The sequence below is a fragment of the Comamonas fluminis genome (assembly GCF_019186805.1).
GTDB classification, from domain to species: Bacteria; Pseudomonadota; Gammaproteobacteria; order Burkholderiales; family Burkholderiaceae_C; genus Comamonas; species Comamonas fluminis.
Window position 1 is genome coordinate 1074982 of sequence record NZ_CP066783.1, and the last position, 15379, is coordinate 1090360.

The following is a 15379-nucleotide window of genomic DNA, read 5'->3' on the forward strand; positions in this document are numbered from 1 at the left end:
AAGGCTGGCAGCCCATCTTTGGGACAATGGCCCAAAAGGCAAACCCATGCAGACAACGGACAAGCGACAAAGCAAACAAAAAGCGGGCAATGCAGCGAAAGCGCTGCTGTGGGGCGGTGTGCTGTGGCTGGGCCTGGTGGGCAGCAGCCACGCCTTGCCCAGCTTTGATGAAGTGCGGCGCGAGCACAAATCGTCAGAGACCTTGCTGCTCTCGCGCGAAGGTGAAGAGCTGCAGCGCCTGCGCACCGACACCACGGTGCGCCGTGGCCCCTGGGTGAGCCTGGGTGATGTCTCGCCAGCTTTGCGTACGGCGCTGGTGCTGAGCGAAGACAAGCGCTTTTATGAGCACAGCGGTGTGGACTGGGCTGCGGTAACGGCTGCCGCCTGGGGCAATCTATGGAACAGCCGCACACGCGGCGCCAGCACCATCACCATGCAGCTGGCCGGTCTGCTGGATGGCGACTGGCGACAAGGCCCGGGCGGGCGCACCATGGTGCAGAAAATTGGCCAGACAGTGGCAGCCCAGGTGCTGGACAGACGCTGGCGCAAGGACGAGATTCTGGAAGCCTATCTGAACATGGTGCCGTTTCGCGGTGAGATCGTGGGCATTGATGCCCTGTCTCAAAGCCTGTTTGGCAAGGCGCCGCATGGGCTGGATGCACGGGAGTCGGCCATTGCATCAGCACTGGTGCGCGCCCCCAATGCATCGGCAGAGCGCGTAGCCCAGCGCGCCTGCGGTGTGCTGCAGGTGATGGCCCCTGATGATGTGGCCGCACGCGACTGCACGGCAATGCAGCTGTACACGGCCAGTGTGCTGCAGCGCAGGCAGTGGCAGCCCGCCGAAGGCATAGCGCCGCACTTTGCGCGCCGCTGGCTGGCGCTGCCGCAGAACAAAGGGCAGGAGCAGGAGCAGGTGCGCTCCACCCTGAGCGCACCGCTGCAGCGCTTTGCCGTCAGCAGCCTGCAGCAGCATCTGCGCGAATTGCAGGGCCGCAATGTGGAGGATGGTGCGCTGGTGGTGCTGGATAACCGCAGCGGTGAAATCCTGGCCTGGGTGGGCTCATCGGGCACGATGAGCCAGGCGTCTGAAGTGGATGGCGTGACGGCCATGCGCCAGCCTGGCTCCACGCTCAAGCCTTTTCTCTATGGGCAGGCGATTGCCGAAAAGCGCATTACCGCAGCGTCGCTGATCGAAGATTCATCGGCCCACATTCCCACGCAGAACGGTCTCTATATTCCGCAGAACTATGACCGCCGCTTCAAGGGCTGGGTCTCGGCACGCACTGCACTGGCCGCATCGCTGAACGTGCCTGCGGTGCGCACGCTGGTCATGGTCACACCCGATGCATTTTTCGATCAGCTCAAGCGCCTAGGCCTGCCGCTGCGCGAAAGCGGGGGCTACTACGGCTTCAGTCTGGCGCTGGGCAGCAGTGAAGTGCCCTTGCTCAATCTGACCAATGCCTACCGCGCACTGGGCAATGGCGGACGCTATATGCCCGTGAGCTGGTCGCTGCCCGCCACAGGCAGCCGCATGGCAGGCGGCAAGCCCAGTGATGGGTCCAGCAGCGCGCAAGCGCCGGTGCAGGCGCTGGATGCGCGAGCAGCTTTTATCGTGGGCGATATTCTTTCCGACAACATGGCGCGTGCGCCCACCTTTGGCACTGACAGCGTGCTGGCCACGCGCTTCTGGACAGCCGTGAAAACCGGCACCAGCAAAGACATGCGCGACAACTGGGCGGTGGGCTGGTCGCAGCGCTACACCGTGGGCGTGTGGGTGGGCAATGCGCGTGGCGATGCCATGCACTCCGTCAGCGGCACCAGCGGTGCGGCGCCCATCTGGGCGGATGTGATGGGATTTTTGCACCGCAACACTCCCAGCCGTGCGCCGCAGGCCCCGCAGGGCGTGGTGCAGCAGTCTGTGCAGTTTGGTGCGAATGCGGCGGGCTCGCCCATCGAAAGCAAGCGCAGCGAATGGTTTGTGACAGGAACGCAGCAGCCTGTTTTTGCTATGGATCACATAGCTGATGGCGAAGGTCCATCAAGCGCTACAGGCAAAAAAAGCAACAAAGTTGGTAATGCCAGCAGCACGGCTGGCGTCGTCAGCGCCGTGCGCATTTCGCGCCCTGCCAATGGGACAATTCTGGCGCTGGACCCCGACATTCCACCCGACGCCCAGCGCGTGCAACTGATTGCCCGCCAGACCGGCATGGCTGCCGAGCAGGACTGGCGCGACAGCAGCCTGCGCTGGCGTCTGGTCACGCGCCAGTATGTGGCGCCGCCCAAGGTGGCGGGCAGCAACCCGCAGCCGGTGACACCCGTGGTGCGCGAAGTTCCAAGAGAGCTGGGGCGCGGCAGTCAGATGGGCTGGCTGCCCTGGCCAGGCCGCCACCGGCTGGAGCTGCTGGATGCATCCGGCAAAGTGCTGGACAGCATCAACCTGGAAGTGCGCGGTGCCGGTGCGCTGGTGGCGGGGCCCGAAGAGATCAAGCCCGTGCGCCGCCGCTGAGCCTGGGGTGAAGGAGGGCCGAAATTCAGCCTTCTTTCACCAGCAGATTGCCGGTGATTTCGCTGACGTTTTTCACGCTGGTCAAGGTCATGGCCACGCGCATTTCCTTTTCCAGCAGGTCCAGCAGATTGCTCACACCGGCCCCCCCATCGGCAGCCAGTGCATAGATAAAGGCGCGGCCAATCATGGTGCAGTCGGCACCCAGGGCCAGCATGCGCACAATGTCCAGACCATTGCGAATGCCTGAGTCCGCCAGAATCTTGATCTGGCCTTTGACCGCATCGGCAATCGCGGGCAGCGCGCGGGCCGAAGACAGCACGCCATCGAGCTGGCGACCACCATGGTTGGAGACGATGATGCCATCCGCGCCAAAGCGCACGGCGTCCTTGGCGTCCTCGGGGTCGAGAATGCCCTTGATGACCATGGGGCCCTTCCAGAAGTCGCGAATCCACTCCAGATCGCTCCACGAAATAGAAGGGTCAAAGTTCGCGCCCAGGTAGCCCATATAGTCTTCCAGGCTCACGTTCTTGCCCAGATACGTAGAGATATTGCCCAGCGTGTGGGGGCGCCCCATCAGGCCCACATCCAGTGCCCAGTGCGGGTGCGTGACGGCCTGCAGATAGCGGCGCATGGCGGCGTTCTGGCCGCTCATGCCCGAGTGCGCATCGCGGTAACGTGCGCCGGGCACGGGCATGTCCACCGTGAAGACCAGGGTGGAGACACCAGCGGCTTGCGCGCGCTCTAGCGCGTTCTTCATAAAGCCGCGGTCCTTGAGCACATAGAGCTGGAACCACATGGGACGCTTGATCTGGGGCGCGACTTCTTCAATCGGGCAGACCGAGACGGTGGACAGCGTAAAGGGGATGCCTTTCCTGTCGGCAGCCATGGCGGCCTGCACCTCACCGCGCCGTGCATACATGCCAGTCAGGCCCACGGGCGAGAGCGCCACGGGCAGGGCCAGTTTTTCACCAAACAGTTCGATGCTGGTATCGAGCTTGCTCATGTCCTTGAGCACGCGCTGGCGCAGCGCTACATCGGCCAGATCGCTGACATTGCGGCCCAGTGTCTTTTCCGCATAAGCGCCACCATCGATGTAGTGGAAGAGAAAAGGCGGCAGCCGCTTTTGAGCGGCAGCACGGTAATCGGTGGTGGAGGAAATGATCATGAGATAGTCACCGGGGTAGATGAAAAGCGACCCAGCCGCTCAAGCCGCGCAGCGTCGGCATCGGCCTGGGTCAGTTTTTCGTGGACATAGGCCAGGTGTTCGCCGATCACGGCTCTGGCCTGCTCAGGTTCGCTGGCGATGATGGCCTGCATGAGGTCATGGTGCTGACGCGTCAGCAGCTCCAGCACTTTGGGGTCGTCGTGCACAAACATCAGGCGGCGGTTCTGGGCCACGGTGTTGAGCACCATCTCGAACAGGCTGCGCATGACCTGTACCACAACCACGTTGTGCGAGGCCTCGGCAATCGCCAGATGAAACTGTGCATCAGCGCGGGCCGAGTTCGCTGCATCCTGGCTTTTCTGGTGGCGCAGCATCTCGTCAAAGCAGCGGCGGATATGGTCCTTGTCCTTGTCCGTTGCGCGCTGCGCGGCATGCCAGGCGGTGTTGATTTCGATCATCTGGCGCGTCTCCAGCACGTCGTAGCGGTACTGGGGGTCGTCACGAATCAGCGGAATCAACGGGGCTACAGCCTGGTCTGGCCACTCCTGCATGCGTTCGCGCAGAAAGGTGCCCGAGCCCACACGGCTTTCCAGCACACCACGGCTTGCGAGCTTCTGAATCGCCTCGCGCAGCGCCGTACGCGACACGCCCAGTTGCTCCGACAGCGCCCGCTCCGTCGGCAGCTTGGCACCGCTTTGCAGTTGGGTGGTCTGGATCAACTCCAGCAGTTGCTGGGCGACGCGGTCGGACAGGCGCATGACGGGCATGGGTTCTTCAGTAGGTTTTCAGTGGGGAATCATTCCCGGGAACACATAGGCCTGCAGTGTGCAGATGATGCCGATGATGACCAGGAAGGCCAGGCTGTGCTTGACGGTGAAGCGGAACAGGTCCGACTCCTTGCCAGCCAGTCCCACTGCCGCGCAGGCAATGGCAATGGATTGAGGCGAGATCATTTTGCCAGTCACGCCGCCTGTGGTGTTGGCCGTCACGGTAAGCACCTCAGGCAAGCCCAGTTGCGCAGCCGTTGTGGCTTGCAGCGCGCCAAACAAGGCGTTGGCCGATGTGTCAGAGCCCGTGAGGAACACGCCCAGCCAGCCCAGGAAGGGCGAGAAGAATGCAAAGGCCTTGCCGGTGTGAGCCAGCGCCAGAGCCAGCGTGGTGGACAGACCCGAGTAGTTGGCGATGAAAGCAAAGGCCAGCACCATGCCGATGGAGTAGATGGGCAGGGCCAGTTCCTTGAAGGTCTCGCCCAGCGTCTGCACTGCCACCGAAGGCTTGAGGCGCAGGATGATGATGGAGATGATCGCTGCAATCAGAATGGCGGTGCCGGTGGCAGACAGCCAGTTGAAGGAGTACACCGCACCATAAGGCGTGGGTGTGCTCACGATAGGCGCCACCTTTTGCACGATGTTGTGCAGCATGGGCACCTGAAGATTGATCACGGCACCCGCCAGCGGGCCGCCCGCAGCAAACAAGGCCTTGAAAGGCTTGACGCTCCAGATCGTCACCATCGCGGTAAGGATGATGAAGGGCGACCAGGCCTTGAGCACAACGCCGGTAGTCAGCTTGACGGGCGCAGCGGTGGAAACCTTGGGGGCTGCGGCACCTGCTTCAGGCGCGAAGCGGAAGATGTGTTTGGGCTGCCAGAACTTGAGGAAGGTCGTCAGCGTGATCAGCGCAAAGATGGCCGAGGTGATATCGGGCAGCTCGGGGCCGATGTAGTTGGCTGTCAAAAACTGGCCGATGGCAAAGCTGCCGCCGCCCACCAGCACGGCAGGCCAGGTTTCCTTGACGCCGCGCCAGCCGTCCATGATGGCCATGAGCCAGAACAGCACGAGGATGGTCATGAAGGGCAACTGGCGACCGGCCATCTGGCTGATCAGCATGGGGTCGATGTTCGAAACCTGACCGGCCACGATGACGGGAATGCCCATCGCACCAAAAGCCACGGGGGCGGTATTGCCGATCAGGCACAGACCGGCTGCGTACAGCGGCCTGAAACCCAGGCCCACCAGCAGCGCTGCCGTAATGGCCACGGGCGCGCCAAAGCCTGCAGCACCTTCAAGGAAGGCGCCAAAGCAGAAACCCACCAGAATCAGCTGCAGCCGCTGGTCTTCCGTAACCGACAGAATCGACGAGCGAATGATGTCGAACTGCCCGGTCTTGACGGAGACCTTGTAGAGAAACACGGCGGCCACAATGATCCAGGCGATGGGCCACAGACCGTAGAAGAAGCCATAGACCGCTGCGGCCAGTGCGTTGGCCACAGGCATTTTGTAGAAGAAGAGGGCCACTGCCAGCGACAGTGCCACGGTGATGGTGCCCGCCACATAGCCTTTGAGTCGCAGCTTGGTCAGCGCGATAAAGAAAAAGAGGATGGGGATGAGAGCCACCAGAGCCGACACCCACACATTGCCTGCGGGGTCATAGTTTTGCGACCAGATTTCTTGCATTGACTTGCGCTCCTGAACTGCGAGGAAGTGCGGTGCTTCCGTGGCAGCTGGAAGCCCTCGCATTCTTTGTTTTGACCGGGTTCAGCGTTGCGTCCTGGCAGGAGCACGCTGTGACCTAATTGGTTTAAATTGGTATTACCAATTAAAGAGTTTTCAAAGTGGAGCGGATTATAGAAACGGAATTTTTCTCAATTATTCATGGTTTTCCCTTGAATTTACAATATTATTGGTAATACCAATTTGCAAATCAAGAGGCAAGGTCAGACCGGAAAAGAGACTTGGGGGACGCAAAAAAGCCGCAGTCCATACGGCACTGCGGCTTGTTGCGGGGGGTGATTGGCGATCAGTTGACCATCATCTTGAATGGCCAGACATAGGCCTGCAGGGTCACAAAGATTCCCATCAGGCAGGCCAGCGCAATCGAGTGGAAGAACACATAGCGCAGGATGTCGCCTTCGCGGTTGAACCAGCGGGTGGCAGTCGATGCAACCACGATGGACTGCGCATCAATCATCTTGCCCATCACGCCGCCGGAGCTGTTGGCCGCGCCCATGAGGTTGGGCGACAGGCCGAGCTGGTCGGCAGCCACCTTCTGCATGCCGCCAAACAGCACGTTCGATGCGGTGTCGGACCCCGTCAGTGCCACGCCCAGCCAGCCCATCAAAGTGCCGAAGAAGGGGTAGAGCACACCGGTGTTGGCAAAGGCCAGGCCCAGTGTGGTGTCGGTGCCGGAGTAGCGTGTCAGCGTGCCCAGGGCCAGCATCAGCACAATGGTCATCAGCGAGTAGCGCACCAGCCACATGGTCTTGAAGAAGGTGCGAACAATGGCGACCGGGTTGTACTTCATCACAAAGGCGCTGACGATGGCGGCAAACAAAATGGCCGTGCCAGTGGCAGACAGCAGGTTCAGCGTATAGACCGCGCCTTCCTTGGTGGGCTGCTTGACCACGGGGGGCATTTTTTCGATCAGGTTATGCAGACCTTCCATGGGGAAGGCGGGCGCAAAGAGGCTGTTGAGCCAGGTCTTGACCGAGGGCAGGCCCCAGATAAAGACAAAGATCGACAGAATGATCCACGGCGTCCAGGCGGCAATCAGCGCAGAGCGGCTGTGCTGGACCACAGGCTGCGGCGGCTTGACTTCGGAAGCGCTGACATCCTTGCCGCGAATGGAGGCCGAAGTCCAGACCTTCTTGGGCTGCCAGACCCGCAGGAACAGCACCAGACTGATCATGGAGATGATGGCGGCAATGATGTCCACCAGCTCAGGCCCGATGAAGTTGGACACCAGATACTGGGGAATCGCAAAGGAAACACCGCACACCAGAATGGCGGGCCAGATTTCCAGCATGCCCTTGCGCCCGGCAAACGCCCAGATCAGCCAGAACGGCACCAGCACCGAGAAAAACGGCAGCTGGCGGCCAATCATGGCGGTCACTTCCATCAGGTCGTAGCCATGCACTTTGGCCAGCGTGATGACAGGTGTGCCCAGTGCGCCGAATGCGACGGGGGCCGTATTGGCGATCAGTGACAGGCCAGATGCTGCTAGCGGCGAGAAGCCCAGCCCGATCAGAATGGCGGCCGTGACGGCCACGGGTGTGCCAAAGCCTGCCGCGCCTTCGAAGAAGGCCCCGAACGAGAAGGCAATGAGCAGCAACTGAATGCGGCGGTCTTCGGTAATGCCCGACAGTGAATCCTGCAGCACCTTGAAGCTGCCATTCTGCTCGGTCAGCTGGTGCAGGAAGATGATGTTCAGCACGATCCAGCCAATGGGCAGCAGGCCGGTGAAGCCACCGAACAGGGCGGCGCGGCCCGCCATATCGGCTGGCATGTTGTAGACAAAGACTGCAATCAGCAGGGCTGCAATCAAGCCAGCGCCTGCGGCAAAGTGGGCTTTCATGTGCAAAAAGCCCAGGCCAACCAGCATCACCACGACAGGAATTGCCGCAAGCAATGTGGATAGCCACATATTCGATAGAGGGTCGTAAACCTGTTGCCAGACCATGAGTGTGTCTCCTCTTTGTAGTGGTGACAGCGATGGTGGTCCCCGGCTCAGGCTTGCTTACCTAGCATTAGCCCTTGCTTGACGGCTGGTTTAGAAAATTTCAAACGAGACATAAATCACTTCAAACCAGATTGAAGCCCAGGCTCCGGTGCAGAGGGCTACCATCGGAGCCAATTCCAATATCAAGGCAAATGCTGTGAGCGACCTTTCCAAAATCACCTGTATTGAAGATCTTCGTGTGGTGGCCAAGCGCCGCGTGCCGCGCATGTTCTATGACTATGCGGATTCGGGCTCGTACACCCAGGGCACGTACCAGTCCAACGAAGATGACTTCCAGAAGATCAAGCTGCGCCAGCGCGTGGCGGTGAATATGGAAGGCCGCAGCACCCGCACCACCATGATTGGCAACGATGTGGCCATGCCTGTGGCCATTGCGCCCACAGGCCTGACCGGCATGCAGCATGCCGATGGTGAAATTCTGGGCGCCAGGGCCGCCAAGGCCTTTGGTATTCCGTTCACGCTGTCCACCATGAGCATCTGCTCGCTGGAAGACATTGCCCAGCATACCGATCGCCACCCCTTCTGGTTTCAGCTCTATGTGATGCGCGACAAGGCTTTCATGGAGCGCCTCATCAACCGCGCCAAGGAAGCTAACTGTTCGGCGCTGGTGGTGACGCTGGACTTGCAGATACTTGGCCAGCGCCACAAGGACATCAAGAACGGCCTGTCTACCCCGCCCAAGCCCACGATTGTCAACATGATCAATTTGGCCACCAAGCCGCACTGGTGCCTGGGCATGCTGGGTACCAAACGCCGCACCTTCGGCAATATCGTCGGCCATGTGGATGGGGTGGGCGATGTGTCCTCGCTGTCGTCGTGGACGGCTGACCAGTTCGATCCCACGCTCAACTGGAGCGATGTGGAGTGGATCAAAAAGCTCTGGGGTGGCAAGATCATTCTGAAGGGCGTGATGGATGCCGAAGACGCACGCCTGGCGGCGCAAAGCGGCGCGGATGCGCTGGTGGTCAGCAACCACGGCGGTCGTCAGCTCGATGGTGCGCCTTCGTCCATCGCGGCGCTGCCCTCGATTGCCGAAGCTGCAGGCAAGGATATTGAAGTCTGGATGGATGGCGGCATTCGCAGCGGTCAGGATGTGCTCAAGGCTCGGGCGCTGGGCGCGCAGGGCACGATGATTGGCCGCAGCTTCCTCTATGGTCTGGGCGCTTATGGTCAGGAAGGTGTGAGCAAGGCCTTGCAGATCATTCACAAGGAACTGGACACCACCATGGCCTTCTGCGGCCACACCAATATCAACAACGTGGGACGCGAGATTCTGCTGCCGGGCACCTATCCCAAGCCGTTTGAGCAACTCTGAATTTCATAGCTGCCAGCGCAAGCCAGTCCTATGAAGGGCTGGCTTTTTTATTGAAAAGTCAGGGCTGAAACTGCTGGCGGTAGGCTGTGGGTGCAAGCCCGTATCCCGCCTTGAAACGCAGGCGCAGATTCATGGCGGACTGAAACCCCGTCTGCGCTGCAACCGCTTCCATGGATAAGGCCGTGCCCTCCAGCAAGCGCGCAGCCAGCGCCAGTCGCTGATGCAGCAACCATTGCAGCACGCTGGTGCCAGTAGCACGCTGAAAGTTGCGCGTAAAGCTGCGGCGGCTCATGGCTGCGCGGGCGGCCAGAGAGTCGATGCTATGGCTTTCATCCAGGTGCACCTGAACCCAGCTCAGCAACTGCTGTATGCGCTCGTCCGATGCAGCGACAGGCAATGGCTGGTCCACAAACTGAGCCTGCCCGCCCGCACGGTGTGGCGCCAGCACCAGTCTGCGCGCCACGCGGTTGGCCACTTCAGCGCCGTACCAGCGGCGCAGCAAATGCAGGCAGCAATCGAGGCTGGCAGCGGTGCCTGCAGAGGTGACGACCGAGCCCTCATCAACGTAGAGCACATCGGGGTCAAAGTGCAGCGCGGGGAACATGCGGGTGAAGTGCGCGACCCAGTGCCAATGCGTGGTGGCGGTTTTGCCGTTCAGCAGGCCTGCTGCGGCCACCACAAAAGCGCCAAGGCACAAGCCCACGATCAGCGCCCCGCGAGCATGTGCGCTGCGCAAGGCATTGAGCAAAACATCGGGCGGGGTGACCTCAGGCTGATGCCAGCTGGGCACGATGATGACATCGGCATGGCGCAGTGCATGCAGGCCTGCAGTTGCTTCTATATGAAAGCCTGCCGATGTTCTCAGAGGGCCCTTTTGCCAGGCGCAAACCTGTAGCTTGAAAGGCGCCACATCCTGGCTTCTGAGGCCTTCTCCCAGCACCAGACAAGGTGCAGACAGATGAAACGGACTGATTCCATCAAACGCCAGAATGCAGATATTGCGCGGCGCAGCATCTGAACTTCGGGTGTGGATGGCTTTTTTCATATTGGCCTGATTTTATCGAACAATGATATTCAGGCCACTGGTGATGAAGCGCCCGGAATTTCAGAATGACTTCCAGCCTGATGACGCAGGCATAAAGGAAATTCATATGACTGAAACGACAAAGCGTGCACTGGTGGTGATCGATGTTCAGAACGAATATGTGACTGGCGGCTTGCCGATAGAGCATCCGCCGGTGCAGGATTCCCTCAGGCGCATTGGCCTGGCGATGGAAGCCGCGCATCAGGCGGGCATTCCCGTCATCGTGGTGCAAAACCGTGCACCCGTGACAGCACCGCTGTTTGCCGTTGAGTCAGAGGGCTGGCAGCTGCATGAGGTGGTGAGCAGCCGTCACCGCGATCACTATGTGGAAAAAACGCTGCCTGGTGCATTGGCGGAAACGGATATCGCACGCTGGACGCGACAGCGCGGCATCAACACTCTGAGCTTGCTGGGCTATATGACGCAAAACTGCGTGGCCTCCACCGCGGTAGAGGCCCTGCATCAGGGCTTTGCAGTGGAGTTTCTGGAGGATGCATCCGGCACGGTTTCTTATGCCAACGCACAGGGCAATGTCAGTGCGCAGGAGATGCACCGCGTTTACTGCACGGTGCTGCAATCGCGCTTTGCAGCGGTCTGCACAACCCGGGACTGGATTGACAGCCTGAAGAGCGGCAATGCACTGCCACGTTCGACCATCTATCACTCACATGCCGATGCCATGAAGCAGGCAGATGTCTGAGATTGATTGTGAAGATGAAGCCCGCAGTGGATGGCACGACGATTGCGGTGCTGCGCGGGCACGTCCTACACGTAAGTCCACACTTGCGTTTCTAGACTGTGCGGTCTTGGTCATCGCTTGATGGCTGCTTGAGCCCATTCTTAGGAGGACAGATATGTTGGATTCCCTGATTAGTGATGTTGGTTCGCGCCTCGGTCTGGGTGACCAGGCAAGACCGCTGATTCAAATGCTGCTGGGCCGGATCACCGATCCGGCTGCTGGCGGGCTGGGCGGCTTTCTGGACAAGTTCCGCTCCGCTGGTCTGGGCGACATGGTCAACAGCTGGCTGGGCACGGCATCAGCGCCGGTGGTGCCCAGCACGGCGCAGGTGGAGTCTGCCTTTGGGGATGGCGGCAGCTTTCTCTCGAAAATCGCATCGACTCTGGGCCTGCCCTACGACAAGGTGGGCACCGCTGTGGCGGCGCTGATTCCCATGCTGATCTCCAGACTCACCCCGGGCGGAAGCATTCCGGCGGCGCTGCCGCCAGAGTTTGCCGGGCTGGCCAGTGAGGGGCGTTCCCTGCTGGGAATTGGGGCGGCAGGGTTGGGCGCTGCAACCGCTGCCGCCAGTGCAGGGGCGGCGCGCGTTGGCAGTGCAGCATCCGCGGCGGCTGCACCTGTTGCTGCGTCAGTCAGCGGCGGTGGCGGTATCGGCAAATGGCTGCCATGGATTATTGGCGCTTTGGTGGTGATTTTCGGCATCAGCTATTGCTCCAAGAACAAGGACGCAGCGCCTCAGCCCGCTCCGGCAAGCACACCCGCACCCGAACCTGCACCCGCGCCACCAGCACCAGCACCAGCACCAGAGCCCGCGCCTGCTCCTGAACCTGCTCCCGCCGCTACACCTGCACCGGATGCCGCAGCGCCCACGGGCGCAGCTGTGCAAGATGGCGTGGATCAAGGCGTGCCGCTGCTGCGCGTGTTCTTTGATTCGGGGAAAATTGAAGTTGCGCCAGAGTTTGCGGACAAGTCCAAGGCTTTGGTGGATTACCTGAAGGCCAATGCGGATGTGAAGGCCGTGATCTCCGGCTTCAACGATCCGACGGGGGATGCAGCGAAGAATGCCGAGCTGTCCAAGCACCGCGCTCAGGCCGTGCGTGCCGCACTGGTTCTGGCCGGTGTGCCAGAGGATCGCACCACTCTGGAAAAGCCTGCGGAGGCTTCCGATACCGGCGCCAACAATGCAGCTTCGCGCCGCGTTGATGTGATGGTGCGCAAATAAGCGGGCATCGCCGCCCATGAAAAAAGCCAGGCAGTCAATGCCTGGCTTTTTTGTTTCGGCCTGATTTTTCGACGCTCTATCAGCGGTCTGTAATCCTGCTGCGGGCCATCACACCAAACAGCAGGCCAGCGATCGCAGCAATGGCGGACGCACTCAGAATGCCCAGCTTGGCTGCGCCCAGCAGATTGGCGTCTTCAAAGGCAAGCCCACCCACGAAAATTGCCATGGTGAAGCCGATACCGGCGAGCAGGCCCACCAGCAGCACGCCATGCCAGTTCAACCCTGCAGGCAGGCTGCACAGGCGAGACTTCACGGCCAGCAAGGTGGCCAGGAAAATACCCAGAGGCTTGCCCAGCACCAGCGCAATCATCACGGCCCACATGGCTGTTTGCGGCGCGGAGGATTGCAGATCTGTGCCGCTGAACTGAACACCTGCATTGGCCAGCGCAAACACGGGCATCACACCAAACGATACCCAGGGGTGCAGCAGCATGGGCAGGCGCAGCGCAGGCGCAAGCAGGTCGCGCTGGGCAGACTGCACGGCACGCAGCTGTTGGTGCACCTGCTGTGCATCGGGCTCCGGTTGTGCCAGTTGGGTCTGAGCGCTTTGCAGCGCCTGCTGCGCCGTGGCCATTGCGGGGCGGCTGGATGGTCGCATCAGCACAGGCGTCATCAGGCCCAGCACAACGCCTGCCAGCGTGGGATGCGCACCGGTCTTGAGCAGGCCAAACCACAGCACCGCACCCGGCAGCACATACAGCAGCGCGGAGGCAATGCCCATGCGGTTGAACAGCAGCACCAGCAGCACGCCTGCACCAGCAATCACAAAGCCCATGGCTTGCAGGCCGCCGGAGTAGAAGAAGGCAATGATGAGCACGGCCACGATGTCATCAATGATGGCCAGCGCCAGTAAAAAGATGCGCAGTGAGGCCGGAATATTGCGGCCCAGCAGTGCCAGCACACCCACGGCAAATGCAATGTCTGTCGCCGTGGGAATGGCCCAGCCGTTGAGCAGTGTCCTGTCGCCGCCAATCAGCGCTACATAAAGCAGTGCGGGCACCACCACGCCGCCAATGGCAGCGATCAGTGGCAGGCTGGCCTGGCGAAAACTGGCCAGAGCGCCATCATGCAATTCACGGCGAATTTCCATGCCCACGACCAGAAAAAACACGGTCATCAGCACATCGTTGACGATGAAGTGCAAGTCGGTGCTGAAGCTCCACGGCCCCAGTGTCATGGCGACCGGCGCATGCCAGGCAGTGAAATAACTGGCCGCCCAGGGAGAGTTGGCCCAGATCAGTGCTGCAGCGGCGGCCAGCATGAGCACCATGCCGGCAAACGATTCGATATGCAGCAGGTGCGCGATCTTTTCCTGCACACGTTCGGTGGCGGCTTGCAGGGCGGGAATGTGAGGCTGATTTTGAGGGGCGTGAGCGGGTGCAGAGGGCGCAGGGGCCTGCACAGTGTTTTGTGGGTCCATGTGTCGAGTGGTGATGCAGTCGCTGGCAAGCTGTGCCTGATCTGTGCGCGAGAAAAGACTCGCATGCAGCACAAAATGCGGAGCACGACTGGCGCGCTGGCGGCCCGACCTGCGCATGAACATTCACCTGCCATCGCCACCTTGCGTGACGGGCACCCGGTTCTAATTTTACTGAATTCATCTTTAACAGTGATGAACGTTGGTTATTTCTGTCAATACAGCACTCATCGTGAATGACTGGGATTTGCTTCGCAGTCCGCGTCAGCGTGGCTGATGCAGCCGCACCGCACGAATTGCGTGCGCGGCGGCTGGGTGGCGCCGCTATGCTGCGTGAATTCAAGAATGAAGGCTGCGCATGTCGGGTGTTGGAACGGAATATCTCTGGGTGTTTGTGGTGCTGTTTGCGGCGGCTGCGCAGACCGTGCGCAACACGGCGCAGCGCTCGCTGACGGCGCAGGTGGGCACCTTGCCTGCCACGCTGGTGCGTTTTCTGTACGGCCTGCCTTTTGCCGCCATCTATCTGCTGGCGCTGTATGCCCTTGGTGATGGGCGCCAGAGCCTGCCACAGTTTTCGTGGGCCTATCTGGGCTGGATTGCACTGGGTGCTTTTTTTCAGGTAGCAGCTACGGCGGCTTTGCTGGTGGCGATGAAGGAGCGCAATTTCGCCGTGGCGGTCACTCTGTCCAAGACCGAGGTGCTGCAGGTTGCTCTTTTTGCATCTATTTTTCTGCATGAGCTGCCTACGCCGCTGGCGCTGCTGGCCATGGTACTGGCCACGGTGGGCGTGCTGATGCTTTCACTGCCGCCGCGCGGGCAGATCTTCACGCTGTCGGCCTGGGCCAGCAAGTCATCCATTTACGGTTTGATCTGCGGCGCCTGCTTTGCGCTGGCCACCATCGGCTTTCGCGGTGGTGCGGTAGAGCTTGGCAGGCTGGGCGTGACTTCGCCCTGGCTGTCGGGAGCCTGGGGCGTGCTGATTGCGCAGACCATGCAATCCATTGGCATGGGGGCGTGGATTGCCAGGACGAATGAACAAGGGCTGCGCCCCATCTTCAGAGCCTGGCGCATTTCGCTGGTGGCGGGCAGCATGGGGGCTGCCGCGTCGCTGGCATGGTTCACGGCCTATGCCATGCAGGGCGCGGCGCCGGTGCGCACGCTGGGCATGGTGGAGGTAGTTTTCAGCTACATCGTCTCGCGCCGCGTCTTTAGCGAAAAGCTCTCCTTGCCCGAAAAGCTGGGTATGGCGCTGATGATGGCCGGGCTGGTGCTGATCTGTCTGCAGCTCTGATTTTGAGAGCTGCTTGCGCACAACTTCATTCGTATTCGGTTGGGTTTATCTATGAATGCCAATGA

Annotated in this window: 11 protein-coding genes; 5 read left to right on the plus strand and 6 right to left on the minus strand. The window is 60.8% G+C overall.

The window, feature by feature from the left end:
* The first annotated feature begins 46 nt into the window (after positions 1–46).
* Complete coding sequence (gene pbpC, locus JDW18_RS05270; RefSeq protein ID WP_218242654.1) at positions 47–2506, plus strand: penicillin-binding protein 1C; 2460 nt, start codon at positions 47–49, stop codon at positions 2504–2506.
* Between the two features lie 25 nt (positions 2507–2531).
* Here pbpC and lldD read toward each other — a convergent pair whose 3' ends face one another.
* The 4 genes from lldD to JDW18_RS05290 form a co-directional block, all read right to left on the minus strand.
* Positions 2532–3671 (minus strand): FMN-dependent L-lactate dehydrogenase LldD, encoded by a 1140-nt coding sequence (gene lldD, locus JDW18_RS05275; RefSeq protein WP_218242655.1) that lies wholly within the window; start codon positions 3669–3671, stop codon positions 2532–2534.
* The gene (lldR, locus tag JDW18_RS05280; protein WP_218242656.1) at positions 3668–4438 is read right to left on the minus strand and encodes a transcriptional regulator LldR; all 771 of its coding nucleotides are present in this window, start codon (positions 4436–4438) and stop codon (positions 3668–3670) included. The genes lldD and lldR overlap by 4 nt, the downstream gene beginning before the upstream one ends.
* An 18-nt stretch (positions 4439–4456) precedes the next feature.
* The gene (gene lldP, locus JDW18_RS05285) at positions 4457–6124 is read right to left on the minus strand and encodes an L-lactate permease (RefSeq protein WP_218242657.1); all 1668 of its coding nucleotides are present in this window, start codon (positions 6122–6124) and stop codon (positions 4457–4459) included.
* Positions 6125–6467: 343 nt separating this feature from the next.
* Entirely contained in the window at positions 6468–8126 is a 1659-nt protein-coding gene (locus tag JDW18_RS05290) for an L-lactate permease (protein WP_218242658.1), read from the minus strand.
* A 196-nt stretch (positions 8127–8322) separates the two neighbouring features.
* Here JDW18_RS05290 and JDW18_RS05295 point away from each other — a divergent pair, with 196 nt between their 5' ends.
* Positions 8323–9501 carry an alpha-hydroxy acid oxidase gene (locus tag JDW18_RS05295; protein WP_218242659.1) on the plus strand — a complete coding sequence of 393 codons (1179 nt, stop codon included), beginning with the start codon at positions 8323–8325 and terminating at the stop codon, positions 9499–9501.
* A 58-nt stretch (positions 9502–9559) separates the two neighbouring features.
* On the opposite strand, the gene JDW18_RS05300 is transcribed toward JDW18_RS05295, so the two are convergent.
* Entirely contained in the window at positions 9560–10546 is a 987-nt protein-coding gene (locus JDW18_RS05300) for a GlxA family transcriptional regulator (RefSeq protein WP_218242660.1), read from the minus strand.
* 106 nt (positions 10547–10652) lie between these two features.
* On the opposite strand from JDW18_RS05300, the gene JDW18_RS05305 reads away from it, so the two are divergent.
* Together JDW18_RS05305 and JDW18_RS05310 are read left to right on the plus strand one after the other, a co-directional pair.
* Complete coding sequence (locus JDW18_RS05305) at positions 10653–11285, plus strand: cysteine hydrolase family protein (RefSeq protein WP_218242661.1); 633 nt, start codon at positions 10653–10655, stop codon at positions 11283–11285.
* A 154-nt stretch (positions 11286–11439) separates the two neighbouring features.
* Positions 11440–12546, plus strand: coding sequence for a YidB family protein (locus tag JDW18_RS05310; RefSeq protein ID WP_218242662.1), 1107 nt, complete (start codon positions 11440–11442; stop codon positions 12544–12546).
* 79 nt (positions 12547–12625) lie between these two features.
* Here JDW18_RS05310 and nhaA read toward each other — a convergent pair whose 3' ends face one another.
* The gene (nhaA, locus tag JDW18_RS05315) at positions 12626–14026 is read right to left on the minus strand and encodes a Na+/H+ antiporter NhaA (protein ID WP_218242663.1); all 1401 of its coding nucleotides are present in this window, start codon (positions 14024–14026) and stop codon (positions 12626–12628) included.
* A gap of 355 nt (positions 14027–14381) precedes the next feature.
* Between nhaA and JDW18_RS05320 the strand changes: the two genes are divergently transcribed.
* A complete protein-coding gene (locus JDW18_RS05320; protein WP_218242664.1) occupies positions 14382–15314 on the plus strand; it encodes a DMT family transporter in 933 nt (310 codons plus the stop codon).
* Positions 15315–15379 lie beyond the last annotated feature (65 nt).

What these genes read in the sequence shown, in the direction of transcription:
- pbpC (WP_218242654.1), top strand. Translation starts at nt 47, where the DNA reads ATGCAGACAACGGACAAGCGACAAAGCAAACAAAAAGCGGGCAATGCA.
- lldD (WP_218242655.1), bottom strand. Translation starts at nt 3,671, where the DNA reads ATGATCATTTCCTCCACCACCGATTACCGTGCTGCCGCTCAAAAGCGG.
- lldR (WP_218242656.1), bottom strand. Translation starts at nt 4,438, where the DNA reads ATGCCCGTCATGCGCCTGTCCGACCGCGTCGCCCAGCAACTGCTGGAG.
- lldP (WP_218242657.1), bottom strand. Translation starts at nt 6,124, where the DNA reads ATGCAAGAAATCTGGTCGCAAAACTATGACCCCGCAGGCAATGTGTGG.
- JDW18_RS05290 (WP_218242658.1), bottom strand. Translation starts at nt 8,126, where the DNA reads ATGGTCTGGCAACAGGTTTACGACCCTCTATCGAATATGTGGCTATCC.
- JDW18_RS05300 (WP_218242660.1), bottom strand. Translation starts at nt 10,546, where the DNA reads ATGAAAAAAGCCATCCACACCCGAAGTTCAGATGCTGCGCCGCGCAAT.
- JDW18_RS05305 (WP_218242661.1), top strand. Translation starts at nt 10,653, where the DNA reads ATGACTGAAACGACAAAGCGTGCACTGGTGGTGATCGATGTTCAGAAC.
- JDW18_RS05310 (WP_218242662.1), top strand. Translation starts at nt 11,440, where the DNA reads ATGTTGGATTCCCTGATTAGTGATGTTGGTTCGCGCCTCGGTCTGGGT.
- nhaA (WP_218242663.1), bottom strand. Translation starts at nt 14,026, where the DNA reads ATGGACCCACAAAACACTGTGCAGGCCCCTGCGCCCTCTGCACCCGCT.
- JDW18_RS05320 (WP_218242664.1), top strand. Translation starts at nt 14,382, where the DNA reads ATGTCGGGTGTTGGAACGGAATATCTCTGGGTGTTTGTGGTGCTGTTT.